Raw genomic sequence first — 24,680 nt, 5'->3', positions numbered from 1 at the left:
CCTATCCGGGCCGATCCACGTTCCACGTCGCCAACGGGACGGGTGGGTCGTGGAGTGGCTCGGGCGCTTCCGGCTCCTCCCCCAAGAAGACCTTCCTGACGACCCGCTCGCTGGCTCGGCCATCATCGAACTCGCAGAACCGGGCTTGAAAGATGTCCAACTGCTTCATCGCACTCGGTGATCGATACGTCTCGGAGACGAACGCCCGGCAAAGTTCCTCCATCGACCGGGTGACCACCCCGGGCGGTTCTTCCATGATGTCGAAGTACGTCCCACGCAACCTTCGATACTCCGCCCAGTCCTCGCCGTAGATCACAATCGGCCGACCCAGGTTGGCAAAGTCGAACATCGTGGATGAGTAATCACAGATCAAAACATCGCTCGCCAGGTACAGCGGGGCTATCTCCGGCAGGTCCGAGCCGTCGACGATTCGCCCCTCGGACTGCAGCATACGAACACCCGAGCTTGGACCGTATCGGTGGTGAGAACGAATAATGAGGGTGACGTCATCCGGCACGCCTTTGAGAAAAGCAACCGGATCGAATCCGAGGTCCAGTTGGTCGACACCGTCCCGATGGGTCGGCGTGTACAGCACCGCCAGATGACCCTCCGGAATACCCAGCTGCGCCCTCGTCTCCTCCCTGATCCCCTCGGGAGGGTTGACCAGCACATCGTTCCTCGGATATCCGTACTCCAGCAACTCATGGGACGCCGGAAATGCGCGTTTGAGAATCTCTGTTGAGTATTGACTGGAGGAAAGGTTGTAATCCCAAAGATCGATCCGACGCAAGAACGCTGAGAAGTTCATTCCATCAGCTGCTATCGGATGATGCTGAACGTCGAGGCCAATAAACTTCAGCGGAGTGCCATGCTGAGTCTGTAGATACGTCTGATCGTCTCGTTTTTCCCACGTTGCCGGAAAGTTCACGTCGTTCACGAAGAACTTTGCACTTTGGAAGAGCCGCTGACTCGCTTTGGTTCCACCTTCGACGAACTCGAAACCGCCCAGTTGCCGAGCCGCCGACGCATGTTGAGGAGCGATGACCCAGATCGGCTGTATCGCCGGCGCATAGGTGGCCAACGCCTCGGCGATGGCTAGAGGATTACCGCGGGGCAACTGTCCCCACATCGTTGAAAACACCGCCACGTTCGGATCGACGGGCCGGAACCGGCGCAACCTCTCGACAGATGGGCCGACCTTGCCCTCCAGCTGCTTCTTGTACCGGCGACCGCGTATCCGTTGCTGATTGACCCTCTTCAGAGCCTCGAATCCACGAAAATTCCCGCTGACGATCAACTTGTACTTCAGCCCGTGATTTCCAGGCGGGTACGGAACCACGCTGGGCGAATGCCGGTTCAACAAGTCTGAGGCATCCATGAAGAACTGCTTGCGAAGCTCGCGAGGTAGGCGCTGCTCACCCTTCGCCAGGACCGCGACGATGTGATTGGCAGCGCGCTCCCACACAACCGGAAGCCAGGGGCGAAGCTTGACCTCCGTTTGAAAACGATCCAGAGCAGTCTCGAACTGCTTCAGGAGCTCAAAATGCCGCGAATCCGTGGACAGCAGGATGCTTCCGGTCCGGCGCTGACGGTAGGCGTAGCACACACGGTCCAGCAGGGAGATGGATTCGGCGAGGCAAAACGCTGGATAGGTAAACGGAACGTCCTCGTAGTATCCGCTGGGGAACCACAGATCGTTTTCTTCCAGAAAGACCCGACGATAAGCCTTGTTCGTAGCGATGTTGATAATCTTGAGGAGGTCTGGGACCTCCGACAGTACGACAGGTTCGGGATGCCCCTCGAGCAGCCCCCCGAGCATGTTGCGCGCCTTACGCCCATTCCAATACACGCGGGCGTAGTCAAACATCACCAGATCAGGATTGGTTGCATCACAGCGGGCACGGATGGCGTCAAGCGAGCCCGGGAAGAAATAGTCATCACTGTCAAGGAAGAGGAGGTAGTCGGCGGTGGATTTCTGGATTCCGAGATTTCGCGCCCGACCCAGCCCGGCGTTTGCTTCGGGCCTGACCAGAAGGATCTCCGAGTGGCGCCGAGCCATTTCCTCGACGATATGAAGGGAGTTGTCTGTAGAGTGGTCTTCAACCACCACGATCTGATCGCCGGCCTCAATTTGATCCAGCACTGACTGAATACACTGCCGCACGTAGCCAGCCACATTATAGACTGGTATTATAATGGCGAGTGAAGACATGTTATCGAGTTTAGACTGCATGAAACCCGCCAGCAAACCGGCACGACGACAGCGCACGACCATTGGTCCGCGGCGTTACTAGCAGCAGCGGCGGGATTGACGCCCAGCGACTTCGTCTGGACACGTCGAGCCCGAGAGCGCATCCTCCGCCTGCCCGATCACTCCAACGAGCCGCAGGACGGACGGCCAGGCGTTCTACAGCAACCTCAGAATCGTGTAGGTCAACCCATAGGCCACGTATTCGAACTCAAAGCCGGTCTCGTCCACAAACTCCATGAACGCCTTGTACTCGTGCTCCTCCCAGGTTCGATACCCGATGTACTCATCAAAAACGATCCACGTGCCCGAGCGAATCAATGGACGCAACACGTTGAGGATTGTACGAGTAGATGAATACAGGTCGCAGTCCACCCGCAGCAAGGAGATCGGCGTACCGTTGTGAGCCGAATACCAATCCGGCAAGGTATCGTCAAACCACCCTTTGTAGAGTTTTACGTTAACAGGCATATCCGGGAGCATCCCTTTGACCTCACCGAACGCGCCTTTACCCTGGTGTCCCCAGTCTTCAGGCAGACCTTCAAACGAATCGAATCCATGGATAATCTTGGATGGAAAGATACGAGCGAGCGCCTTGGTGCTGACGCCTCGATAGACCCCGAGGTCTAAAATATGACCGTCGAGTTGCATGATTTCATCTTGTTTGTCACGAATGACATCAAACTGGTTGATACTGAACCGAGCGTTCGGCATCACTTCTTCGATGAAGTCATAGCTCGAGACGGCGGTTCGTCGATTTCTCTCTGCCAGCATCGCCACCCAGCGGTGATTCCATGACATCAGCTGATGGAGCTGAACCCGGGACTGGGCGGATCCGAGTTGTGCCACAGCGTCAGGGATGTCGATCTTCGTCCGGGGAAAGGCAGTCGCGAGTGGTCGTTGCGCCGCTCGTCTCTCAAGCTCGTCGGCGATTTCGTTGGTCAGAAACCTGGCAGATCGGCTCACCAGTCGTTTCACGGTCGACTTCATAAAAACCTCGTCTGGTAGCGCTCAGCGGTTGCGAAACGGCTGGAGTGTCGGGGCGGTCAGCCCCTCAACCGGAATCTGCGCCACGATCGGTCACGGATTTCGGGGAGGAGCACTTGGGACGTTAGCCCCGACGACCCGCCGAGCGGTGGTCCCCTGGACGGACGAAAGAGGGCTGTGCGGAGGATCGGCGGGTACAAAACCAACCCGCAGAACCTCACGGCCGGTCCGACCAGGCTCTGCCCGCTCAGCCGACGCTGACCAGTGCAACAGCGAGCACCGCCATCACCATCCCGATCGCCTGGACGCGTTGGGGCCGTTCGCCATCGACCGCACCCGCAAGAGCGACGGTGGCAGCCGGATAGAGCGCCTGGAGGGCTGCGACCACCGCCAAAAGATCCGCCCGAACCGCCAGCAGGTAGAAGACGTTGCCACCGGCGTCGAAGATCCCTCCGGTCGCAGCCAGCCTCACGCTCTTGGCCACTCCGTGTTCGCCCCCGTCGACCTCCTCGGTGCTCGGGCCGGATCGGCGCAGCACGCCGAATGTGGCCGCCAAGGCAACGAGCACTGCGATCGACGCGCCTCGGCCAACGAGGACCGGCCACAGCTCCGACGCAGCGCTGGTGCGGCTGAGCAGCACCAGGTAGCCGCCAAACCCGATGCCGGCCGCCAGCGCACGCATGACCGTGGAGGGAGCCACCCGCTTGGGTTCGCCGGGCAAGCGTCGTTCGCGGGCCACCAGGGCGATGGCCGGCAGGGCAAGGACGACACCCACCGTCGAGACGGTGCTGGGCCGCTCGCCCAACGCCAGCCCAACCAGCACCGGCACGACGGCTGATGTGACCGCCGAGAGGGGCGCGACCACCCCCATCGGCCCCTTGGCCAGCGCGGAATAGAACGTCGCCAGCGCCAGGGCTCCGGCCACACCGGCCGCCGCCGACCAGGCCACATCACGCCCGGTGAGCACCCCGCCAACCGCAAGGCAGACGACAACGATGACGACGGACCCGCTGACCATCGCGATCAGCGTGACGACCAGGGCATGCAGACGCCGGCTGGCGGTGCCGCCCAGAAAGTCGGCGACGCCGTAGGAAGCGGCGGACAGCAGCGCGAGAACGATCGACACGGGCCGGGAACCTAACGGGGGACGCCGTTGCAAACATCGTGACCTCGGCCTGCGACGAGGGATTCACCTTGACCGCGAGGTCTGTTGCGACGGACCATCACGCCCATGATCGACCCCGTCAAGGTGCTCACCCAACGCCTGACCGACGCCATGACGGCGGCGGCGCCCGAGGCGGCCGGAGCAGACCCGGTGGTCCGTCCCTCCGATCGGGCCGACTTTCAGGCCAACGGCATCATGGGGCTGGCCAAGCGTCTCGGCACCAACCCCCGAGAGTTGGCCCAGCGGGTGCTCGACGCGGTCGATCTCGATGGTGTGGCCACGGCCGAGATCGCCGGGCCGGGCTTCCTCAACCTCACCCTCTACGACACGTTCCTCGGCCGCTCGGCGGCCGAGGTGGTGGGCAATGGCGCCCAGGACACTGGAAACCAGGGTGTGACACCCGCCGAGTCGCCCCAGCGGGTCGTCATCGATTACTCGGCCCCCAACGTCGCCAAGGAGATGCACGTCGGCCACCTTCGCTCGACCGTGATCGGCGATGCACTGGTGCGCATCCTCGAGGCCCGGGGCGACACGGTGATCCGCCAGAACCACGTCGGCGACTGGGGCACCCCCTTCGGCATGTTGATCGAGCACCTGATCGACCTGGGCGAGGAAGGTGCGATCGCCGAACTCGCCCTCGGGGATCTCAACGAGTTCTACCGCCAGGCCCGGGTGTCCTTCGACGGCTCCGAGGCGTTCGCCGACCGGGCCAGGGCGCGGGTGGTGGCGCTCCAGGCGGGCGACTCCGAGACCCTGCGGCTGTGGCAGATCCTGGTCGACCTGTCCGCCGAGTACTTCCAGTCGGTCTACGACCGCCTCGGCGTGCGCCTCACGGTCGACGACCTCGCCGGCGAGTCGATCTACAACGACCTTCTCGCCGACGTGATCACCGATCTCGATGCGGCCGGACTGCTGGTGACCTCCGACGGCGCCCGCTGCGTTTTTCCCGATGGGTTCACCAACCGTGAGGGCGAGCCCCTGCCGCTGATCGTGCAGAAGGGCGAGGGGGGTTACGGCTACGCCACCACCGACCTGGCCGCCATCCGCTACCGGATCGAACAACTCGAGGCCGATCGTCTCCTCTACGTCGTCGGAACGACCCAGACCGAGCACCTGGCGATGGTGTTTGCGGTCGCCAGGGCGGCCGGATGGCTGACCGACGCCACCGAGGCGGACCACGTGGGGTTCGGCTCGGTATTGGGCGAGGACAACAAGCTGATGAAGTCCCGATCCGGAGCATCGCTGAAGCTGTCCGACCTGCTGGACGAGGCGGTCGACCGGGCAGCAGCGATCATCGAGGACAAGAACCCCGACTTGGACGACGCCGAACGCGCCGAGGTGGCTCGAGCGGTCGGCATCGGGGCGATCAAGTACGCCGACCTCAGCTCCGACCGAACCAGGGACTATGTCTTCAGCTTCGACCGCATGCTTGCCTTTGAGGGCAACACGGCCCCGTACCTGCAGTACGTGGTGGCGCGGGTGCGCTCGATTCTGCGCAAGGCCCGGACCGAGGGCGTGCCGGTGCCCGGCGAAGACGGCACAGCCATGCCCGAGGTGATCGAAGTGGCCGACCATGCCGAGCGGGCGTTGGCGCTGGCGTTGGTCGCCTTCGGCCGCGTCGTCGACGACACCGCCCGGTCGGCCCAACCGCACCGTCTGTGCACCTACCTCTTCGAGTTGGCCCAGGCCTTCACCCGATTCTACGAGGCAGCGCCCATTCTCAAGGCGCCGAGCGATGCGCAGCGGCGCAACCGATTGTCATTGGCGATCGGCACCGAGCGGGTCATGGAGCGCGGCCTCGGCCTGCTGGGCATCGACGCACCCCAGCGGATGTAGCGGTGGCCGACCCGGTTTTGCCCGACGGCGACGCGTGCCGGACGGCCGCCGGCAGCTCGGCCGACGAGGGCGCCGGTCACGATGCGGAGCCAACCCCCACCGGGCTCAGCGCAGCCGTGCTGGCGGTGTCGCTGTGGGGCGGCGGCAACGTCTTGGTGGCGGCCGTGCCCATCGACGGGCTCAGCCTGGCGTTCCTCCGGCTGTGGCTGGCCTTCGCCGTCTACGCCGCCGTCATGTTGGCCAGGGGCGTCCGCCTGCGTCGCGAGCAGTTTCGAACCGTGCTGATGGGCGGGTTCTTCTTTGGTGCCGACCTGATCACCTTCTACCTGGCGCTGCAGTACACCAGCGTGGCGATCGCCGTCACCATCTCGGCGCTCCAGCCGATCGGGGTGCTCGCCGCCGCCGCACTGTTCTTCGGTGAACGTGTCACCCGCACCCACCTCGCGTTGGGCACTGTGGCGATCGTCGGGGTGGTGATGGTGGTGCTCGGAGCCGGCACCGACCGCGCCGCCAGCCTGACCGGCAACCTGTGGGCAATCGGTGCGCTCATCTGCTGGGCGGGCTACTTCATCGGCTCCAAGTCGGCCCGACGCCATATCGACAACAACGCCTACCTGGTGTGGATCAACCTGATCGGCGGCGTGATGCTGACGCCGGTGATCGCGATCGTCGGGCTGGACGCCGACCGGGCGATCTCGTGGTCGGGCCTGGGCTGGGTGGCGCTGATCGTGGCGGTGCCCGGCAGCGGGCACGTCATCATGAACTGGGCACATCGCCACACAACGCTGACTGCCACCAGCCTGCTGACGCTGGCCATGCCGGTGATCTCCACCGCTCTGGCCGCCCTCTTTCTCGGTCAGTCGGTCGTGACGGTTCAGGTGACCGGGATCGCCATCACCCTCGCCGCCCTGGCAGCGGTGACGGCGTACAACGCTCGCCAACCGGCTCTGCTTCGGCGGGTGGTCGGCCGGGTGGACCCGGACCGTGCTCTAAACCACCGAACCTAGCCCGTGAGAGAAATAGAAACCTCGGGAGGTAGATCGTAATATCGTTTAAACCGGGTGACCCAAGGCTCAGCCAACGGATCGGGATACTGAATCCACATACCGTTTGGCAGTCGTTCCATGGTCACGTCCAGTTTCCCATCCTCGATCTGAGAGCGAACTGATGCTAGACGCTCATCTGCGACACGATTTATTTCACTATATATAGTGAACAAATTCAACCATGCAACGACACCCGCCGAAATTGCCAGCACCTTCCATGCAACCAACAGACGAGCATCGCAGACCGCACGGAGGTTGGACAGCAGCGTACTCACGACGACCAACAACAAGACATACGTCGGCAGAAAGTTCCGAGCCCCGATCGGACTCACAAGCAAGAGGGGCGCGAACAGTACAACTAGCGATATGACGGATATGACGATCATCATACGGTCACCCGGCTCAGCCAGAAGCGAACTCGACCACAACATGAAGCCAAGAATGACCACCATCGCGAGTACCGTCTTGTTGGAGCCACTCTCCAAGGGCTGACTGGTCATCCTCGTTGCCGCAATCAGGGCCCCAGCAGTACCAACTACAACTGGCACGACCAGCAAGAGCTTGGCGCTCGCGGAACGAGCGTCTCGTGACAGCCTGATCACAGCCGTGATCGCAATCAGCGTTGTGATTGTGAAGATGACCGCAGTGTTCGAAACCAAACCATTGGTAGCGATCTGATTCCGCAGCGCCGCTGCAGACGAGGAGATGAATGACCCGTCCTGCGACGCCACCTTTTTGTAGGAGTCACCAGTTGCCGCAAGCCGGTACGATGAATTCGAGAACATGATCACGGCCCCGACCGTCAGCCCCAGGGCACTGGAGGCCAGGCGCCTATTCACACCCTGCTGATTGCTGCGGGCTACAAGTAGCGCTGCCAGTGACGCCACCAGCAGGTAGATCGTGACATGCTCGACGATGAGTTGAGCGGCGACAGAGAGACCAAAAATCACACCCAACAAGGCCGGGTTCTGCTGCTCGTTGGCGCATTGCACCAACTCTCGCAACGCGAATCGCAGAAATAGAAGCATCACCAACGTTGCGACGGCGTAGTTGGCGTACCCTGAAACCCAGACTGCCGACTCACTCCAGAGTCGTGCCGGCATGAGGAAGACCAACGAGATCAGCGTGACGTACCCCAACATCGTCCTACTGTGCGTGATATCTAAGATCAAGCCGATGATGAACGCAAACCCCAATGCTTCCAGAATCGGGGTAACCCAGCCCAACCTGGTCATGATTAAGACAATGATATTCCCGACATACCTACCGTTATAGTCAACAAACGCCGTCCTCAATCGTGCCGTACCGAGTTCAGTTCCCCACGCCCAGTCATCCCCACTTGCAGGAACCCTCGACGCCACCAGCCAAAATCCAAGAACGAACAGACCCAACATGGCTAACTCGACCCTGCGGTCAAGAGTGCGCTGCTGACCGTCAGGATCGATTTGCTGGCCGTATGACTTCAGCGACAGGTCAAGAGACCTTTGCATCTTGAACGCGTAGCCGTCGGGCTTCATCTGAACCTCTCGGGATAGGCCGGGGGTGGGCGCTACGGTGATCGTGGCCTCGCTCGACGCCCGAGGGTACTTTGCCCCCGGCACCAGATTTCACCCCGATGCGGGCTGCGCTCCCGCAGGACCCTGGGCCACACGTCGTCGTTGACTCCGACACCGCGAGAAGTCGGAGTCCAGAGTGGCGATGGCGCAGGGTCGCGAGCACAGCCAGGGTCCTAGGGTGAGTCGGTGCCGACGCCCCCGCAGTCCGATCGCCGCTTCCTCGGGCCGAAGCGACCCAACGTCTTGTTGGTCACCTTCGACCAGTGGCGCGCCGACCACCTGGGAGCGCTCGGGTGCCCGCTGCCCATCACCCCCAACGTCGATGCCCTGGCCGCCGGCGGAGTGACCTTTGCCAAGCACCACACGGCGACCGCACCCTGCGGCCCCAGCCGCACCTCGATGCTCACCGGCCGCTACCTGATGGGGCACCGGGTGGTGAACAACGGCACCCCGCTCACCGCAGAGCTGGCGACCCTCCCCCGCCTGATGACCGACGCCGGCTACGACCCGGTGCTGTTCGGCTACACCGACACCACCCTCGACCCCCGCCTGCTGACCGCCAACGACCCCCGACGTACCAGCTGGGAGCAGCCGATGCCGGGCTTCCGGGCGGGCGCTCCCACCGGCGACGACGTCGGCGTCAACGTCGACACCGCCGCCACCGCCTGGCTGGAGTGGTTGACCGAGCGCGGGCACCCGTTCCCCGACGTGTGGTCGGCCTACGGGGTGGAAGGCCTGGCCGAGCCGTCGTCCGCGCTCGCCGATCATCCCGCCCCCTACCCGGCCGAGTTCTCGCCCGCCGCCCACCTCACCGCAGCGACGATCGACTACGTGCGGGGCCGCCGCCATCCCTGGTTCGCCCACGTCACCTACCTGCAGCCCCACCCACCGTTCGTGCTGCCCGAGGAGTGGTTCGGCCACGTCGATCCGGCCGATGTCGAAGCGCCCAACCGCCTTGCCGACCGCGCCGCCGAGTCGGCGCTCCACCCGCTGTTGGCGGCTTTTCTCGCAATCCCGCAGCTGACCGAGCCCGATGACTGGGGCAACTCCCGTTGGCGCGCCACCTACGCCTCGATGGTTGCGGAGGTCGACGACCAGTTCGGGCGGCTGCTGCGGGCCATCGAGGCCGACGGCCAGGCCGACGACACGCTGGTGATCCTCACCTCCGATCATGGGGAACAGCTGGGAGACCACTGGCTGCGCCACAAGCTGGGCTGGTATCCGGAGAGCTTCCACGTGCCGCTGGTCATGCGCTGGCCGGCGGCGCAGAAGGCGAGCGCAGGCGGGCCACCGACCGCCGGAACGGTCGTCGAGTCCTACACCGGCCACGTCGATCTGCTGCCCACGGTGCTCGACGCCGTGGCGCTGGCCGATGGAGCCAAGGAAGGCCCGCTCACCACAGAGCTCGGCGAGCAGTTGGACGGGCACTCGCTGCTCGGACACCTTCTCGGCGACCCGGAGACGCCGCAGCGCCGTGCCGCCTACTGGGAATGGGACTTCCGCGATCCGCAGCACCGGATACCCGAAATTGCGTTGGGGTTGGGCCTCCAGGAATGCTCGCTCGTCGCCCGGCGAGACGACGAGTGGCTCACCGTTACCTTCTCCGGAGCCTCCCGCCTGCCCCCGTTGGCCTTTCACCTCATCGAGGATCCCGGCTGCCATGTCGACCGCGCCGACGACCCCGACGCCGCCCCGGCGCTGCTGGCAGCCACTCGAGACACGCTCGCTTGGCGACTCCGCAACACTCGCGGCCTCCTGGTCAACCGGCTCGCCCGCTGAGCAGCCGATTCACACCGGCCTTCCCAAGGATTTCGGCACCGGGCACCCTCCTCCCCCCACCATTGGTGCGACCACTTTCACCAGGTAATGTCGTCACATGAACGTCGGCGCGAGGATCTCGATCGTCATCGGGCTGCGCTGTCGTTGAACCTCGACGTTCGCCAAGCGACGACAGGTTGGGCTGTCGGTGCTCGGCGCCTGACGTGTTGAGGCGATTCGGGTCGCGAGCGCTGACGGCGGGCTCTAATGTCACCGTGATGAAAATATTGGCGTTGGCGTCGATGAAGGGCGGGGTAGGCAAGACCTCGACCGCGGTCAACCTGGCCGCCCTTGCGGCCGGCACCGGCCTGCGCACGCTGCTGTGGGATCTCGACCCGCAGGGGGGGGCCACCTGGTCGGTCGGGGTCGACCCGGAGCAGATGAACGCAGCGCGCACCGTGGTTCGCGGCCGGCGGGACGTCACTCGACTGGCCCGCCACACCCGGGTACCCGGCCTAGTCGTGCTGCCGGCGGACGAAACGCTGCGCAGCCTCGACATAGCCATGTCGGAGAGGCGCCACCCCGCCCGGGTGCTCTCCAAAACCGTCGACCGGCTGGCCGACGCCTACGACCTGGTCGTCGTCGACACCCCACCGGGGCTCACCGTCGTCATGGAGAACCTGATCGAGCTGGCCGACCTGCTGCTCGTGCCGGTGGAGCCCACCCCGCTGGCGTTACGAACCCTCGGCCAGCTGCAGCACTTCGTCGGCGAGCGCTCCACCAACGTGCCGATGGCTGCCTTCTTCTCGTTGCTCGACGAGCGCAAAGTGGCCCAGCGCCACCTCCACGCCGAGTACCGGGCGACCGATCCGGTCTTCGTGTCGACCTCGATCCCGCACTCCACCGCCGTCGAGCGGATGGGCGCCGAGCGTCTCCCCACCGTCATCACCTCCCCCGGCGCGCTCGCCTCCCGCCGGTACCGAACCCTGTGGGGCGAGGTGGCCGAACGGCTCGACCTGGTGTAGCCGGCGGGCAGCTGGGCCGATTTTCCCAGCTGCCTACACTGGGTGGTCGTCCGTCTCCAAGGCGAACCATCGACGCAAAGGATCAACGATGGCGGACCCGTGTCCTCCCACCGACAGCTGCGCCGGCGCTCCCTGGCAGCCGGCCGTCGCCTGGTCGACCTCATCGGGCCGACCAGCGATGCGGCGCGCCAAAGCCTGACGGCGCTGGGGTTCAACTCCACCTCCAGCTTCGTCGCTGGTCTGATCCTGGCATCGGCGTTGGGGACCTTTCAGCGCTACCCCACCCTCCTCACCCTGGTGCCCGCCGCCATCGGCCTCCGCGGCAACGTCATGGGCGGCATGGGCAACCGGCTCTCAACGGCGATCCACACCGGCACCTTCTCGGTGTCGCTGCGGGGCGGCACGGTGATGGGCCAGAACGTCAGCGCGTCGCTGGCGCTGTCGTCGGTGCTGTCGTTCGCATTGGCGGTGATCGCCTCGGTGGTGGGGCGCGCCTTCGGGTTGGAGGGCAACATCAACCTGGGACAACTGGCGATGGTGTCGATCGTCGGTGGCGTCGTCGCCAGCGTGCTGGTGCTGATCGCCACCGTTGGCCTGGCGGTCCTGGGGGTTCGTCGCAACTGGGACCTCGACAATCTGGTTGCGCCCTCGGTGTCCACGCTGGGCGATGTCATCACTGTGCCCATGCTGTACCTGGCCAGCCTGGCCCTGGCCTGGCCGAGGGTGCTCACCACAACGATTGGCTGGGTGCTGGCGGTGGCGTCGGTGGTGTGGTTCGTCGTCGCGCTGCGCTCCCGCCTGCCGGTGCTCTCTCAGGTGTGTCGGGAGTCGGCCCCCATCCTCGTCGTGGCTGCGGCGCTGTCGACGATGGCCGGCGTGGTCGTCACCAAGCAGCTCGATGCGTTCGCTCTGGTGCCTACCCTGTTCATCCTGGCGCCGGCGTTCGTGTCCAGCGCCGGAGCATTGGGTGGCATCCTCAGCTCCCGGTTGGCGACCAAGTTGCACTTGGGCCTTGCCGATCCCGACGTGGTACCCGGACCCGAGGTCCGCCGCGACATCCTCACCATCTGCGCCATCGGCATCCCCGTCTTTCTCTACAACGCCGTCGGGGCCCAACTGCTCGGGCGCCTCACCGGCCAGGCCAGTCCGGGCCTGGTTCCCATGATCGTCGGCACGCTGACCGCCGGCGTCGTCGTCTTGGCCGTGGTGGCAGCGCTCGCCTACTACGGCACGATCGCGGCGTGGCGCCTCGAGGTCGATCCGGACACCTACGGAACGCCGACGGTCACTGCGTCGATGGACTTCATCGGTGTGGTGGCGCTCGTCGTCGCCTTCAGCGCGTTCGGTTGGATCGCCACCGTGTAACAACGAATCTCCTTCATCGGCACGAGTGCTTCGTTACGGTGCCGCCAAGGGGGAAACATTGCTCACAACGCGACCGGGGGGGAGGGGCGATCGCGGCGACCCGCTGGTCGTGGGGGCGGACCCTTCTCCGGCATTTTCACCTGAGCGCCAACCGAGGCGCACTGGTCGGTCCGATCCGCTTCAGCCTCGATCACCGCGCCACCGATCGACTGTGCGCCGATCTCACCTTCGACGTCACTACCGATCCGTAGGGTCTGTGGGGTGGGGACCAAAACCAGCTACCCGATCCGACACCATCACCGTCTGGGAGCGACACGCAGCACCGCTCTGGTCGCCGCAGCAACGATGCTGGCCGCCATGCTGGGCAACGCCGTAGTCGCTGGCTGGTCCCGCCGACGAACAATCTCAAACCGCCCCGACACTCCAGCCACCGAGCCCGCACCAGGCGAAGCGGCAGAGCCAAAGCAAAGCAGAGCGGCGGGGACGGCAGCGGCCATCGCAGCAGCCGCCCTCGCAGCAGCCGCCCTCGCGATCATCTGGCTGCGACGCCCGGCCGGCCGCCGGCGGCGCCCCATCCTCTTCGCCGTCGTCGACACCGAGACCACCGGGCTCGACCACACCCTCGATCGGGTGATCGAGTTGGCGGTTGTCCATGCCGATGGACTCGGCGCCCTGACCGACACCTTCACCTGGCGCACCCGACCCGAGGACGGCCGACACGGGGCCGAGCACATCCACCACATCAGCGAGGCCGACCTGGCCACCGCTCCGCCGTTCTCCGCAGTCGCCGACGAGGTCAGCAACGCGCTGCGCGGCCGGACGCTGGTGGCGCACAACGCACCCTTCGACACCCGCTTTCTGTCTCGCGAGTACCGGCGGGCCGGGCGGCCCATCCCCGCCCCGCTCCTGCGACCGCTGTGCACGCTGGAGTTGGCATCCCGCTTGGGCATGGCCCCCCTTCGTCTGTCCGAGGTGGCGCGGGCCCTGGGTTCGCCTCAACCCGGCACGGCGCATCGGGCCGCCGACGACGCCGTGGCCACCGCCCAGTTGCTCGCTCCTCTGCTCAACCGGGCCGGCATCGCCCAAGCCAGCGAGCTACCGCTCGTGGACGGCAGCGCGCCGCGCTTCGCCTCGCTCCGCAGCTCGCGCCCGGCCGGTCGACGCTCCGCAATCTGACGATTGATCAGCTCTTGGTAACCTGCGCCCGAGCACGGCCGGCCGGTTGCCCAATTCCGCCGGCGCCGCCCGGGAGGCCCCATGGATCTGGAGTTCACGACCGAGGAGCGAGAGTTCCAGGACCAGGCTCGCACCTGGTTGCGCGAGCACCTCCCGACCGAAGCGCGCCCACCGATGGGGCAGCCGATGCGCGACTTCGATCTCGCCTGGCAGCGCACGCTCTACGAGGGAGGATGGGCCGGCATCAACTGGCCAAGCTCCTACGGTGGCCGGGGTCTCTCCGACATCGAGCAGATGATCTGGTACTCGGAGTTCGCCCGGGCCGATCCCCCGTTCACGCTCAACAACAGCTGCACCTTCGTCGGCAACAACCACGGCGGCCCGACGATCATGGCGTCGGGCTCCGACGAGCAGAAGGCCGAGCACCTGCCCCCGATCCTGCGCGGCGAGGTGGTGTGGTGCCAGGGTTTCTCCGAGCCAAACTCCGGTTCCGACCTGGCCAGCCTCTCGACCAAAGGCGTCGTCGATGGCGACGAGCTGGTCGTGACCGGCCAGAAGATCTGGACGAGCTACGCCGACGTGGCCGACTACCAGGAACTGCTGGTGCGCACCGACCCGACCGCCCCCAAGCACAAGGGCATCTCGTGGGTGATCTGCGACATGTCCACGCCCGGCATCGAGGTACGCCCGATCGACACGATGGCGCACCACACCGACTTCGCCGAGGTGTTTTACGACGAGGTCCGCATCCCGCTGACCAACGTGGTCGGTGAACTCAACGATGGCTGGCGGGTAGCGATGAGCACGCTGAGCTTCGAGCGGGGCACCGCCTTCATGGCCGACCAGATCGAGCTGGCCGCCACCGTCGAGGAGCTGATCGTTGAAGCCCGCAACCGCTGCGACGCACGCGGCCGGGCCCGCATCGACGATGACGAGATCGCTCGTCGTCTGGCCACCGCTCGGGCCGAGGTTGCTGCCCTGCGATCGATGACGGTCGCTGGCATCAGCCGCACCCGGCGATCCGGCATGCCGGGGCCGGAGGGTTCGCTGATTCGAGCGTTCCACGGCGAGCTCCACCAGCGGGTGTACCAGCTGGGTATGGAGATCATCGGAACCGACGCGCTGGGCCTCACCCCGATCGACGGCGACGGCAACTGGACGGGCCCATATCTGCAGAGCTTCGCCTACACGATCGGCGGTGGCACCACCGATATCCAGCGCAACATCGTTGGCGAGCGGGTGCTCGGCCTGCCCAGACCACCCCGCTGAGGCTCCGGCCTCCTCCGCCCCCAGCCCTACGCACCCCGACGAACTGTTCGAGAGGACCCCCAGTGGACCTGCTTCCCACCGATGAACAAGCCGAGATCGCCTCGACCGTGCACAACGCGCTCGAGGCCGCCTTTCCGCTCAACGACCGCGACCGTTTCGATGTGATCGGAGCGCAGGAGACGTTGTTGTCCGGCGAGCGACCCGGTGGGGGCGATCCGCTCATCGACGACGCCCGCTGGGCCGGTTTCGGGGAACTGGGCTGGTTCAGCCTCGGGCTCGCCGAGGCCGACGGAGGCGTGGGTTACGGGCTGGCTGAGGAGGTGCTGTTGGCGGAGGAACTCGGTCGCCAGGTGGCGCCCGGCCCCTTCGTCGCCCAGATCGTTGCCTCCCGTCTGGCCGCCGCAGCGCAGCTCGATGCCGCAGCCGATCTGGCGGCTGGCACCCTCCGGGCGGCATGGGGCGAACCGGTGGTGTCCGCCGAGGGTTCACCCGCCGTCATCGGCGACCGAACGACCGCCGACCTGTTGGTCCAGCACGCCGAAGGCGCTGCTTGGATCGTGGTGGTCTCGGGCGACGAGGCCGTCCTCATTTCGAGTGAAGACGTCGAGGTTCTCGCCGACGTCGCCCCGCTCGATCCGTCGACCCCGCTGCGACGGGTTCGAGCCAACGCAGTCATCCCAGGTGCGAGCGACCCGTCGGGAGCCACCGCCCGTTGGGCGACCACGTTGGTGTCCGCACAGATGGCCGGCCTGGCCGAGGCCACCTGTGCGATGTCGGTTGAATACGCCAAGGAACGCGAGCAGTTTGGACAGCCGATCGGCTCGTTCCAGGCGGTGAAGCACCGCTGTGCCGACATGGCGGCCCGAGCCGAGGCCGCCATCACCCAAACCCGATGGGCCGCACTCACCGTCGACGCTGGCGGACCCGACGGCGCATTCGAGGTGGAAGCCGCTCGCGTGATGGCTACACGTGCCGCTCTCACCAACGCCGAAGTGAACGTGCAGAACCACGGGGGGATCGGCTTCACCTGGGAGCATCCCGCCCACCGTTACGTCACCCGGGCACGGCTTCTCGAGCTCACCGGCGGTTCGTTGGCCGATCACCAAGCGAAGCTGCTCACCGCCCCCACCCCCGCAGGCTGAGACGCTCCCGACTACGCAACCTCTTCCCAACTGGGGAGCCCGGAGTGCCGTCAGACAGCGCTCTGCACTCCCGACTACGCAACCTCTTCCCCCCCCCCCCCCCCCCCCCCCGGGGGCCCGGGCCCCCCGGGCGCCCTCCCCCCTTGGCAGCGTCCGAGCGTCAGCTGCGGGGCAGGTTCTTGAACAGCTCGGTCTTGTCGGGTCGGGGCTCGGCAGGTAGCTCAAGCACCCGGTCGCCGATGATGTTGCGCTGCACCTGATCGGTACCGCCGCCAATCCGTGGGGCCCACTGCGACAAAAAGACGCCGGTGTACACGCCTCGGTTGGGATCACTGTCGGACCACAACGTGCCGTTGGGCCCCTGCAGACCCATCAGCACGTTACCGACGTCCTCGTAAAACGCAGAGACGGCGAGCTTCATCACCGAACTCTCCGGCCCGAGCGGATCGCCCCGAGTGATCGCCGTGCGCACCCGGTAGCCGAGGAAGCGAAGCAGCTCGAGCCGGGTCCACAGCCGAGCCAGATCCTGGCGATCGAGCGGACCGGCGCCACGTTCACGCGCAAGATTCATGATTTGAGGCCACTCGATCATGCCGCCCCCACCGATCGCCGACCGTTCGAAGTTCAACATGGTGAGCGCGACCCCCCACCCGGCATTGAACCCTCCGAGGAGGGCCCCAGCCGGCACCCGCACCTCGTCGAAAAACACCTCGTTGAAATGCACCGCTCCATCGATCTGGCGGAGTGGTCGCACCTCGATGCCTGGCGAGGACATGTCGACGAGGAAGGCGGAGATGCCACGATGCTTGGGGACGTCCGGATCGGTGCGGGCCAGCAGAATTCCGAACTCGGCCAGGTGCGCGCTGGTGGTCCACACCTTCTGTCCGGAGACGATGTACTCATCCCCGTCGGCGACGGCCCGAGTCGCCAACCCGGCGAGGTCAGACCCCGCTCCTGGCTCCGAGAACAACTGGCACCACATCTCTTCGCCCCGCAACAGGGGGCTGACGAAGCGCTCCAGCTGCTCGGGTGAGCCGTGGGCCATCAACGTCGGGCCGACCATGGCGAGCCCAACCTGGAAGTAGCGTGCCGAGACGTCGTAGTGGGCCTCCTCCTCGGCGAAGAGAGCGGCCAGATGCGGGCTCAGGCCCCGACCCCCATGCTCGATGGGCCACGACGGTGCTCCCCAACCGCCGTCCAGCTTGGTGCGCTGCCACGCGGCGGCCCGGGCCCGATGCTCGCGATCGGCGGCGATGCTGGCCGGACGATGGTTACCCAGATGGGAGCTGTCGTGGTCGGCTCGCCTCGTGGCATGAGCGTCCAGAAAGCGGCGAGCCTCCGACCGGACGGCTGCTTCTTCCGGTGTATCGTCGAAATCCACAGGATCGCCTTTCGGGAACAACTGGTCGGGCCCGATTACCGGCACCGTCTCGGGCTCCGGCCAAGAGTTGGTCGGAAGACACGATGGCCGCCGGATCGATGCTGATTCGGGGAGTACAGTTTGACATCGTGACTGAGCGGCGCCCGCACTCGAGCTCCTTCGAGACCGACACTTCGGATCAGGCCACCGCGGACGAGTTTTTTTCGGAGGACGAGCCGACGCCACCGCAGGGCACCGATGTCGTCGACCTGCCCTTCGACGTGCCCCTTAAGCCCGACCGGTCTGTCCTGCCGCCCCCCGAGGTGGTTCCCCACGAACGGTTCGATGGTCCGTCCAGCGAGGACACCGCCGTGCTTCCGGTCGTCAAGGTGGACGTGGCTGCGGACGTCGACGGCCCCTTGGAGGATCTACCGGTACCCGCCGGAAGGATCAGCCCGGTCAGCCCGATCAGCCCCGATCCGCCGGACCCGTCGGCGTTTGCCAGAGAAGACCCCAGCGGTTCGCCCAGGCCAACCGAGGCGTCGACACCTACCGGACAGATCGATGCGCTGACCCCGGAAGCGATCGCCGCCTTCGCCTCAGCGACCGACGACTCTTCCGGTCCTTCCGAACGGGCCGACCAGCACGGCGTGCTCCCCAGCGACGCTGACCCGACTGCGGTCACCACCGTCGTCAACGCCGTGCTCGCTGAGGATGATCTCGCTCCCCTTGACCCCGACGACGGCGCCCAGACGCCCCCCACCATCGGCCAACCCGAACCGGATGCTGAGGCCGGGCGGCCGCCCGTCGCTCCGACCGGGGAACCAGCAGCGCCCGCCACGGCCGAGTTTTCCCTCTCCGACATCGCCTCCCAGGGCGAGCCCGATCGAGCGGGGGACACACCGCTGCCTCCCCCGTCCCTGGGCAACGAACCGTGGCGGATCGACGAGGACGTGCCGCAGCCCGAGACCGCCCAGATTGAGGCCGTCGAGATCCAGCCCGTCGAGCCTGAGACCGCCCAGATTGAGGCCGTCGAGATCCAGCCCGTCGAGCCTGAGACCGCCCAGATCGAGGCCGTCGAGATCCAGCCCGTCGAGGTAGAGGCTGTCCAACTCGAGGCCGCCGATCTCGAACCTGCACGCACCGAGGGCGTCGAGCCCGGCACCATTGACCTCGAATCGGACAAGATCCAGTCCGACGAGATCGAGTCCTCGGAAATCAAGCCCGAGATCGAGAACGAGTCGTTCAAGTTCGAGTTCGAGTCCCTCGAGTTCGCAACCGTCGAGCCCGAAACCACTCAGTCCCGGGCTGAACCGCCCAAGGTCGAGGGTCCGAACGACGCAACGGCCCCCCCGAAACAACGTGGCCTGTTCAGACGTCGACGCGATCGTCGTCGTGCTGCGCTCAACGAGGCGGCCGATCGGGGGCGGCTGGACGCCGTTCGCGAGAAACCGACGACCGAGGACGAGCCGGTCTTCATCTCTGCCAGGGAACCGTTGTTCACCGAGCCCGAGCCGGACAGCGCGCCAGCCGACGAGCCGCGCCCCCGCCGGAATGTCACGCTGCCGCCCGACATCACCCCACCCGACTCGTGGGTCGAACCGGCCCAAGCGGAACCAAACGAGCCGCTAGACGGGCCAACGGTGGCAGCTACGACACCGTTTGACACGGACGAAGGCCTCTTCGCCGATCGACTGCCGCCGTCTGACAGCCCCGCTACGCCCAACCACGAGGAGACGATCGGTTGGAGGAGCGACGAACCGGAGACGGCGCCTTTGGGGCAGCGCTTCGATCTCTTCAAGGAAGAACACGAACCGCAGGTCGATCCTGAGGACGAAACCACGCCGACCTCCACGGCTGAAGCGATCACCGGCCCACCGACCGAAGCCGAAGACCATGCGACACCCAGCCAACCACCCGACCCAGCTCGACACCGACCCCGGCCACACGATCGGAGCCGAAGACCACACCGTCACGGCCGCCAACACCGGTGGCGAACACGATGACGACCACGACGCCGGCCCGCCGACCGAAGCCACCCAACAGATCGACACCGACACCGGCCCACCGACCGAAGCCGAAGACCATGTCGACACCGAGACCGAGAATCACGCCGACCCCAGCCCGATAGCCGACCCCCTGCAGCCACCCAGATCGACACCGACATGCGACGGCCCCGACCGACACCGAAGACCACACCGCACGCCACGACGCCCCCCCCCCCCCCCGGAGCCGAAGACCACACCGGCGTCGACTTCGACATCGACACCGACATCGGGGACGCACAGGACGACGGCCCCCCGACCGACACCGAAGACCACACCGTCACTGACCACGACATCGGTGACCACGACACCGGCCCGCCGACCGAAGCCACCCAGCAGATCGACACCGACACCCCCGATCCCCACCCGGTCGACGGCGATTGGGTTTCCGAAGGGGCTGACGGTGGCTGGAGCGAACTCGATCAGGCCCACACCGACCACGACGAGGATCCCGGCAGCGAGACGGATTCGAACCTCGTGCTCTTCCCAGACGAGTTTCCGCCGCTGCCGCTCGACGATTCCAGCCCTTCGGCACCGGGGCTCACCTCCGAGCTCAACACCGATTGGGCGAGCATTCCCCTCGACGATCAATCGGCGTTGGATTCACCGGACAACCTTTCGCTGTTCACCACCGACGAACCGCCCAGCTCGGATGCCGACCGCCTCGACCCCCAACCACGGTTCAGGACCGACTCCGAGTTCTTCAGCTTGGAAACGATGCTGGCCGGGCTACCCGAACCGGATGAATCCGCCGGCCTCCCGCTGACGTCAGATCGAACCGATGTCGCGCCAGACCACCAACGCGATCGCACCCCCGACCCAACCGAGTCGGTCGCCACCACCCGGCCGCCGGCTGATGACTTCGTCGAGCTCCCGGTGCCGTCAGGTCGAACCGATGTCGTGCCAGAACACCATCGCGATCGCTCACCCGACCCGACCGAGTCGGTCGCCGTCACCCGGCCGCTGGCAGACGACTTCGTCGAGCTCGCCGAGCTGCCTGAGGAACCCGGGAGGTTGCTCGAGGGAGCGACGACCAGACCTACCCCCAGGGATGACGTCTTTGGCGAGCTCGCCGAACTCGATGACCGTTTCATCGACGATCGCACGGACGACGAACCCGATGAGGACCGGGTCGGCGAACGGGTCGAACGTCACGATTGGTGGGACTACGACGACACAACCCAACGCAACGACGACCGCGGTGGCTTTCGTGCAGCGGCCAACGCCACCGAGGCGGTCAACCTCAATGGTACCGAGCAGATGCGACTCGAGGCCTCGGACCTGGCCGCGCCACCCACCTCTACCAAACCGAGCGACCTGGATGCGCTCGACGGGCCCGATTCCGACGCCTACGAGGCAGCGCTGTACGCGTTCTTCGACGCCCCCAACCGGGATGAACACAGCGCCGATGAAGCCGGCGACAGCGAGATCGACCCGGAATACGACGACGGGCCGACGCCGAAGGCTCGGGGCAAAGGTGAGCGCAAACGCAAGCGCTCCAAGACTCGGAAGGCTGAGGACACCTCGCCGGTCGAGACCGACCTTTTCGTCGAGGACCAGGCGTTGGTCGAGGACGATCGCGACGACGTCGACCGATGGGTCGAGGGCACGACGGACACCCACGCCGACTGGCTGGAGCGATCCAAACGATCGACCTTCGCCAACCTGTTGGGCCTCCTGATCGCCTTGGCGGCCGTCATCGGCGTCGTGCTGGCCACCATATGGGTCGTCAGCAACATCTAGACCGGCGCAGCGGTCGCTACCGCTGTGCGATGACACGGCTTCGGCGCTGCTGCTTCGTCACGGCGTCGAGCAGGGCGACCCACTAGCGTCTGGCTCGCCCCCGCCCGAAGATCCACTCACTCCTTCAGGGACACAAATGCGACGTTGGACCACCTTGATGATCAGCGTCGTCGTTGCGACGAGCCTGTGCCTGAGCGGCTGCGGAGGATCGATATCGAAAGAGGACTTCGCGTCCAACTTCGCCAAATCGACCGGCAGCCAATCGTCCCTGAGCGAGGAACAGGCCATCTGTATCGGTGAGAACATCTACACCGAGGCCGGTGAGGAACAAATCACCGAGATGGACGGCCAGCTCAGCGAAAGCACGACGATTCCGAAGGAGCTCATCGCACCGGTCGCCAAGGCCGGCCCTCGATGTGCCGGAGCCGGCGACGTGTTGAGAGAGCAGCTGGAGACCCAGGACATCACCGCCGAACAGGTGGATTGCATCGTTGAGGCGATCAACAACGATGCGGAGCTGAACCAGCAGGTCTGGGATGCACTCGCCGCTTCCTACGGTGGCGACCAGTCCAAGGCCGCTGCGCTCAAGGAAACGATCGCCAAGACCGCCACGTCCTGCGTCGTCGGCTGAGGCCATCTCCGCTCCTCGGCATCACCACGCCCGCGCCACCCGCCTTCGCATTGTGGTGGCCTTGCTCACGGCGAGACCGGTCCGGTCGACCGTCCCGAAGGTCCCATTGCATCGGTGGCCGGGGTGACCGATGGTGACACGCTGAGCGTTGAGGTCGATGGCACACTCGAGCGGGTGCGCCTGATCGGCATCGATGCCCCCGAGCACGGTGAGTGCCTGGCCGACGTCGCCTCCGAGCGGCTGACAGAACTGCTGTCCGGGGGCAAGGTGCGCCTGGAGACCGACACCACCGATCGCGATCGATACGGCCGCCTGCTGCGCTACCAACACGGGCCACTCGACCATCGACCTGACCGGATGGGGTCTCAAGGACGAGTCCGCGTCGCACCGCTACGGGTTCCCCGACCGCTTCGAACTGCCGGCGGGGGCCGCCGTGCGCGTGGCCAGCGGATGTGGCACCGACCGGGCGGACCACCTGCACTGGTGCATGTCCAACTCGGCGGTGTGGAACAACTCCGGAGACACAGCCTTCCTCCTCGACCCAAACGGCAACATCTTCGACACGTATCGCTACGACGCCACCGGGAGCCGCCGCTGAGGGTCAGGTGAACATCGGCCGCTTCTTCTGGGCAGCCCAGGTTCGCGGAAAGCGCGCTTCCAACGGTGCCCCGCCTGCGATCAACACGGCGTAGTGACCCTCCGGTCGATCGACGAGGCGGACGGCCTGGTAACCGAGCTGGGCCGAGACCAGCCCGGCCCAGCGGTCGCCGGCCTCGGGCGGCTCGCTGACCACCACCAGCCCGCCGCGGCGCACCAGCCCGGCGGCGCACTCGGCGGTGGGCGCCGGCCCAGCAAAGCTGCGCGCCACCACGACGTCGCAGCTTCCCCGCCACTCGGGGTCCTGACCAGCCTCCTCGGCGGGCCGGGCCACCACGCTTACCCGGTCGTCCACCCCGAGGCGGTAGGCCGCTTCGCTCAACCAATCGGTCCGACGAGTCTTGTTGTCCACCAGCACCAGGTGGGCCTCGCTCGCCATCGCCAGCACCAGGCCCGGCACTCCCCCGCCAGAGCCCACATCGGCGATCCGCCTCGGGCTGCGGTCGGCTCCCATTGCCATCGTCGGGTCGACCTCAGCCCAGGCTGCGGCGAACCCCAGACCATGGGAGACGTGGCGCTCCACCGGCCCCCGCCCCAGAAACCCGAGCCGCTGAGCGTCGTTGAGCACCTCGAGCAGGCGTCCCTCCCCCTCGTCATCGAGCACGGGCGGACCCGGTTGCAACCGTGGCTCGTTGGCACCACTCGTCGACTCGTCGATCCGAGGGGTCATGCAGCGTCCCAGCGCGGCCGTGAGGTCTCGACGGAGTCGCGTCGACAGCGACGGTGATGGCTCATAGCGACCAGTCTTGCCCCGACTAGTCTCACGGGCGGATTCGTACCCCGGGGGAGATCGATGCCTGCAGTCTTAACCGAACGGATCGGCCATGTTTTGGTCGTGACGCTCAACCGTCCCGACCGGATGAACGCCATCAACGGCGAGGTGCTGGTGCGGTTCTACGACGCCATGGTGGAGGCGGACACCGACGACGACATCCGGGTGGCGATCATCACCGGGGCCGGCGACAACTTCTGTGCGGGCGCCGACCTGAAAGAGATGGCCGGAGGTCACCAGGGCGAGGATCTCAGCGGCGTCGACGTTCAGGGTCGCTTGGCCGCCGACCCGGATCTGCCGTGGAAGGCATTGCTGCGCACCTGGCGTCCAAACGTGCCCCTGATCACCGCCGCCGAGGGTCAGGCGATCGCCGGCGGGACCGAGTTGACCGGCGCCACAGAGATTCGCGTAGCCGGCGAATCAGCCCGGTTCGGCATCTCCGAAGTGCGCTGGTCCCTTTATGCGATGGGCGGGTCGGTCGTTCGGATCCCCCGCCAGATCCCCTATACGGTCGCAGCCGAACTGCTGTTGACCGGCGATCACATCGATGCACAAAGGGCGCTGCAGTTGGGCCTGGTCGGACACGTCGTCCCCGATGGCCAGGCACTCGCCAAGGCGCTGGAGATCGCCGAGCGCATCGCCGCCAACGGCCCCCTCGCCGTCAAGGCCATCCTGCGGACCTTGCGAGAGACCAACGGCATGGTCGAGTCCGATGCCCTCGATCACGAGTTCACCTACGGCTGGGATGTCTTCGCGTCCGAGGACGCCAAGGAGGGCCCTCGTGCCTTCAAGGAGAAGCGAACCCCCAGGTTCCACGGGCGGTAGCCAGGCTGGAAGACCCGAGCGGCCCCGGCGGGCACAACCACCCGCTCCCCCACCGTCGTGTTTGACGCTCGACG

The 24,680-nt window shown here is 65.9% G+C and carries 20 protein-coding genes; 13 read left to right on the top strand and 7 right to left on the bottom strand.

Annotated elements, in window-relative coordinates; genetic code table 11:
• Position 1: 1 nt before the first annotated feature.
• The 3 genes from IPN02_10800 to IPN02_10790 form a co-directional block, all read right to left on the bottom strand.
• Positions 2 to 2,212 carry a bifunctional glycosyltransferase family 2 protein/CDP-glycerol:glycerophosphate glycerophosphotransferase gene (locus IPN02_10800; protein MBK9297296.1) on the bottom strand — a complete coding sequence of 737 codons (2,211 nt, stop codon included), beginning with the start codon at positions 2,210 to 2,212 and terminating at the stop codon, positions 2 to 4.
• A 195-nt stretch (positions 2,213 to 2,407) separates the two neighbouring features.
• Positions 2,408 to 3,226 carry a class I SAM-dependent methyltransferase gene (locus tag IPN02_10795; GenBank protein ID MBK9297295.1) on the bottom strand — a complete coding sequence of 273 codons (819 nt, stop codon included), beginning with the start codon at positions 3,224 to 3,226 and terminating at the stop codon, positions 2,408 to 2,410.
• Between the two features lie 256 nt (positions 3,227 to 3,482).
• Positions 3,483 to 4,361, bottom strand: coding sequence for an EamA family transporter (locus tag IPN02_10790; protein MBK9297294.1), 879 nt, complete (start codon positions 4,359 to 4,361; stop codon positions 3,483 to 3,485).
• A 105-nt stretch (positions 4,362 to 4,466) separates the two neighbouring features.
• Between IPN02_10790 and argS the strand changes: the two genes are divergently transcribed.
• Both argS and IPN02_10780 read left to right on the top strand, forming a co-directional pair.
• The gene (gene argS, locus IPN02_10785) at positions 4,467 to 6,236 is read left to right on the top strand and encodes an arginine--tRNA ligase (protein MBK9297293.1); all 1,770 of its coding nucleotides are present in this window, start codon (positions 4,467 to 4,469) and stop codon (positions 6,234 to 6,236) included.
• A 2-nt stretch (positions 6,237 to 6,238) separates the two neighbouring features.
• Positions 6,239 to 7,243, top strand: coding sequence for a DMT family transporter (locus IPN02_10780; GenBank protein MBK9297292.1), 1,005 nt, complete (start codon positions 6,239 to 6,241; stop codon positions 7,241 to 7,243).
• Here the strand turns inward: IPN02_10780 and IPN02_10775 are convergent.
• A complete protein-coding gene (locus IPN02_10775) occupies positions 7,240 to 8,799 on the bottom strand; it encodes a hypothetical protein (GenBank protein ID MBK9297291.1) in 1,560 nt (519 codons plus the stop codon). The genes IPN02_10780 and IPN02_10775 overlap by 4 nt on opposite strands.
• Positions 8,800 to 9,024: 225 nt before the next feature.
• Here IPN02_10775 and IPN02_10770 point away from each other — a divergent pair, with 225 nt between their 5' ends.
• The 6 genes from IPN02_10770 (at position 9,025) to IPN02_10745 (ending at position 16,573) form a co-directional block, all read left to right on the top strand.
• Positions 9,025 to 10,617 (top strand): sulfatase-like hydrolase/transferase, encoded by a 1,593-nt coding sequence (locus tag IPN02_10770; GenBank protein ID MBK9297290.1) that lies wholly within the window; start codon positions 9,025 to 9,027, stop codon positions 10,615 to 10,617.
• A 257-nt stretch (positions 10,618 to 10,874) separates the two neighbouring features.
• Positions 10,875 to 11,621: a ParA family protein gene (locus IPN02_10765; protein MBK9297289.1), complete on the top strand. Its 747-nt coding sequence runs from the start codon at positions 10,875 to 10,877 to the stop codon at positions 11,619 to 11,621.
• Between the two features lie 99 nt (positions 11,622 to 11,720).
• A complete protein-coding gene (locus tag IPN02_10760; protein MBK9297288.1) occupies positions 11,721 to 12,986 on the top strand; it encodes a magnesium transporter in 1,266 nt (421 codons plus the stop codon).
• Between the two features lie 357 nt (positions 12,987 to 13,343).
• Entirely contained in the window at positions 13,344 to 14,162 is an 819-nt protein-coding gene (locus IPN02_10755; GenBank protein ID MBK9297287.1) for a 3'-5' exonuclease, read from the top strand.
• Between the two features lie 81 nt (positions 14,163 to 14,243).
• Entirely contained in the window at positions 14,244 to 15,431 is a 1,188-nt protein-coding gene (locus tag IPN02_10750; protein MBK9297286.1) for an acyl-CoA dehydrogenase family protein, read from the top strand.
• Positions 15,432 to 15,493: 62 nt separating this feature from the next.
• Positions 15,494 to 16,573 (top strand): acyl-CoA/acyl-ACP dehydrogenase, encoded by a 1,080-nt coding sequence (locus tag IPN02_10745; protein MBK9297285.1) that lies wholly within the window; start codon positions 15,494 to 15,496, stop codon positions 16,571 to 16,573.
• Positions 16,574 to 16,733: 160 nt separating this feature from the next.
• Here the strand turns inward: IPN02_10745 and IPN02_10740 are convergent, their stop codons facing one another.
• Complete coding sequence (locus tag IPN02_10740) at positions 16,734 to 17,954, bottom strand: acyl-CoA dehydrogenase family protein (protein ID MBK9297284.1); 1,221 nt, start codon at positions 17,952 to 17,954, stop codon at positions 16,734 to 16,736.
• Between the two features lie 128 nt (positions 17,955 to 18,082).
• Between IPN02_10740 and IPN02_10735 the strand changes: the two genes are divergently transcribed.
• The 3 genes from IPN02_10735 to IPN02_10725 all read left to right on the top strand — a co-directional run bounded on the left by IPN02_10735 (position 18,083) and on the right by IPN02_10725 (position 22,352).
• The gene (locus tag IPN02_10735) at positions 18,083 to 19,939 is read left to right on the top strand and encodes a hypothetical protein (protein MBK9297283.1); all 1,857 of its coding nucleotides are present in this window, start codon (positions 18,083 to 18,085) and stop codon (positions 19,937 to 19,939) included.
• Positions 19,940 to 20,098: 159 nt separating this feature from the next.
• Positions 20,099 to 21,721 carry a hypothetical protein gene (locus IPN02_10730; GenBank protein ID MBK9297282.1) on the top strand — a complete coding sequence of 541 codons (1,623 nt, stop codon included), beginning with the start codon at positions 20,099 to 20,101 and terminating at the stop codon, positions 21,719 to 21,721.
• Positions 21,722 to 21,878: 157 nt separating this feature from the next.
• Complete coding sequence (locus tag IPN02_10725) at positions 21,879 to 22,352, top strand: hypothetical protein (GenBank protein ID MBK9297281.1); 474 nt, start codon at positions 21,879 to 21,881, stop codon at positions 22,350 to 22,352.
• Between the two features lie 21 nt (positions 22,353 to 22,373).
• Here IPN02_10725 and IPN02_10720 read toward each other — a convergent pair whose 3' ends face one another.
• Positions 22,374 to 22,697, bottom strand: a complete 324-nt coding sequence (locus tag IPN02_10720) for a hypothetical protein (protein ID MBK9297280.1) — start codon at positions 22,695 to 22,697, stop codon at positions 22,374 to 22,376.
• On the opposite strand from IPN02_10720, the gene IPN02_10715 reads away from it, so the two are divergent.
• The gene (locus IPN02_10715; protein MBK9297279.1) at positions 22,645 to 22,950 is read left to right on the top strand and encodes a lamin tail domain-containing protein; all 306 of its coding nucleotides are present in this window, start codon (positions 22,645 to 22,647) and stop codon (positions 22,948 to 22,950) included. The two genes, IPN02_10720 and IPN02_10715, sit on opposite strands and share 53 nt — an antisense overlap.
• A 3-nt stretch (positions 22,951 to 22,953) precedes the next feature.
• Here the strand turns inward: IPN02_10715 and IPN02_10710 are convergent, their stop codons facing one another.
• On the bottom strand, positions 22,954 to 23,679 hold the full coding sequence (locus IPN02_10710; GenBank protein ID MBK9297278.1) for a class I SAM-dependent methyltransferase: 726 nt from the start codon (positions 23,677 to 23,679) through the stop codon (positions 22,954 to 22,956).
• Between the two features lie 123 nt (positions 23,680 to 23,802).
• Here IPN02_10710 and IPN02_10705 point away from each other — a divergent pair, with 123 nt between their 5' ends.
• Positions 23,803 to 24,606 carry a crotonase/enoyl-CoA hydratase family protein gene (locus IPN02_10705; GenBank protein ID MBK9297277.1) on the top strand — a complete coding sequence of 268 codons (804 nt, stop codon included), beginning with the start codon at positions 23,803 to 23,805 and terminating at the stop codon, positions 24,604 to 24,606.
• Positions 24,607 to 24,680: the final 74 nt, after the last annotated feature.

It is taken from the genome of Candidatus Microthrix subdominans, from assembly GCA_016719385.1.
Classification (GTDB): Bacteria; Actinomycetota; Acidimicrobiia; order Acidimicrobiales; family Microtrichaceae; genus Microthrix; species Microthrix subdominans.
Note: the sequence above shows the minus strand (reverse complement) of the source record. Positions and strands in the feature narration are given on the sequence as shown.

Excerpts from the sequence above, each read along its gene's own strand:
- IPN02_10800 (MBK9297296.1), bottom strand. The coding sequence starts at position 2,212 with ATGTCTTCACTCGCCATTATAATACCAGTCTATAATGTGGCTGGCTAC.
- argS (MBK9297293.1), top strand. The coding sequence starts at position 4,467 with ATGATCGACCCCGTCAAGGTGCTCACCCAACGCCTGACCGACGCCATG.
- IPN02_10775 (MBK9297291.1), bottom strand. The coding sequence starts at position 8,799 with ATGAAGCCCGACGGCTACGCGTTCAAGATGCAAAGGTCTCTTGACCTG.
- IPN02_10765 (MBK9297289.1), top strand. The coding sequence starts at position 10,875 with ATGAAAATATTGGCGTTGGCGTCGATGAAGGGCGGGGTAGGCAAGACC.
- IPN02_10755 (MBK9297287.1), top strand. The coding sequence starts at position 13,344 with ATGCTGGGCAACGCCGTAGTCGCTGGCTGGTCCCGCCGACGAACAATC.
- IPN02_10750 (MBK9297286.1), top strand. The coding sequence starts at position 14,244 with ATGGATCTGGAGTTCACGACCGAGGAGCGAGAGTTCCAGGACCAGGCT.
- IPN02_10730 (MBK9297282.1), top strand. The coding sequence starts at position 20,099 with ATGCGACGGCCCCGACCGACACCGAAGACCACACCGCACGCCACGACG.
- IPN02_10725 (MBK9297281.1), top strand. The coding sequence starts at position 21,879 with ATGATCAGCGTCGTCGTTGCGACGAGCCTGTGCCTGAGCGGCTGCGGA.
- IPN02_10720 (MBK9297280.1), bottom strand. The coding sequence starts at position 22,697 with ATGGTCGAGTGGCCCGTGTTGGTAGCGCAGCAGGCGGCCGTATCGATC.
- IPN02_10710 (MBK9297278.1), bottom strand. The coding sequence starts at position 23,679 with ATGACCCCTCGGATCGACGAGTCGACGAGTGGTGCCAACGAGCCACGG.
- IPN02_10705 (MBK9297277.1), top strand. The coding sequence starts at position 23,803 with ATGCCTGCAGTCTTAACCGAACGGATCGGCCATGTTTTGGTCGTGACG.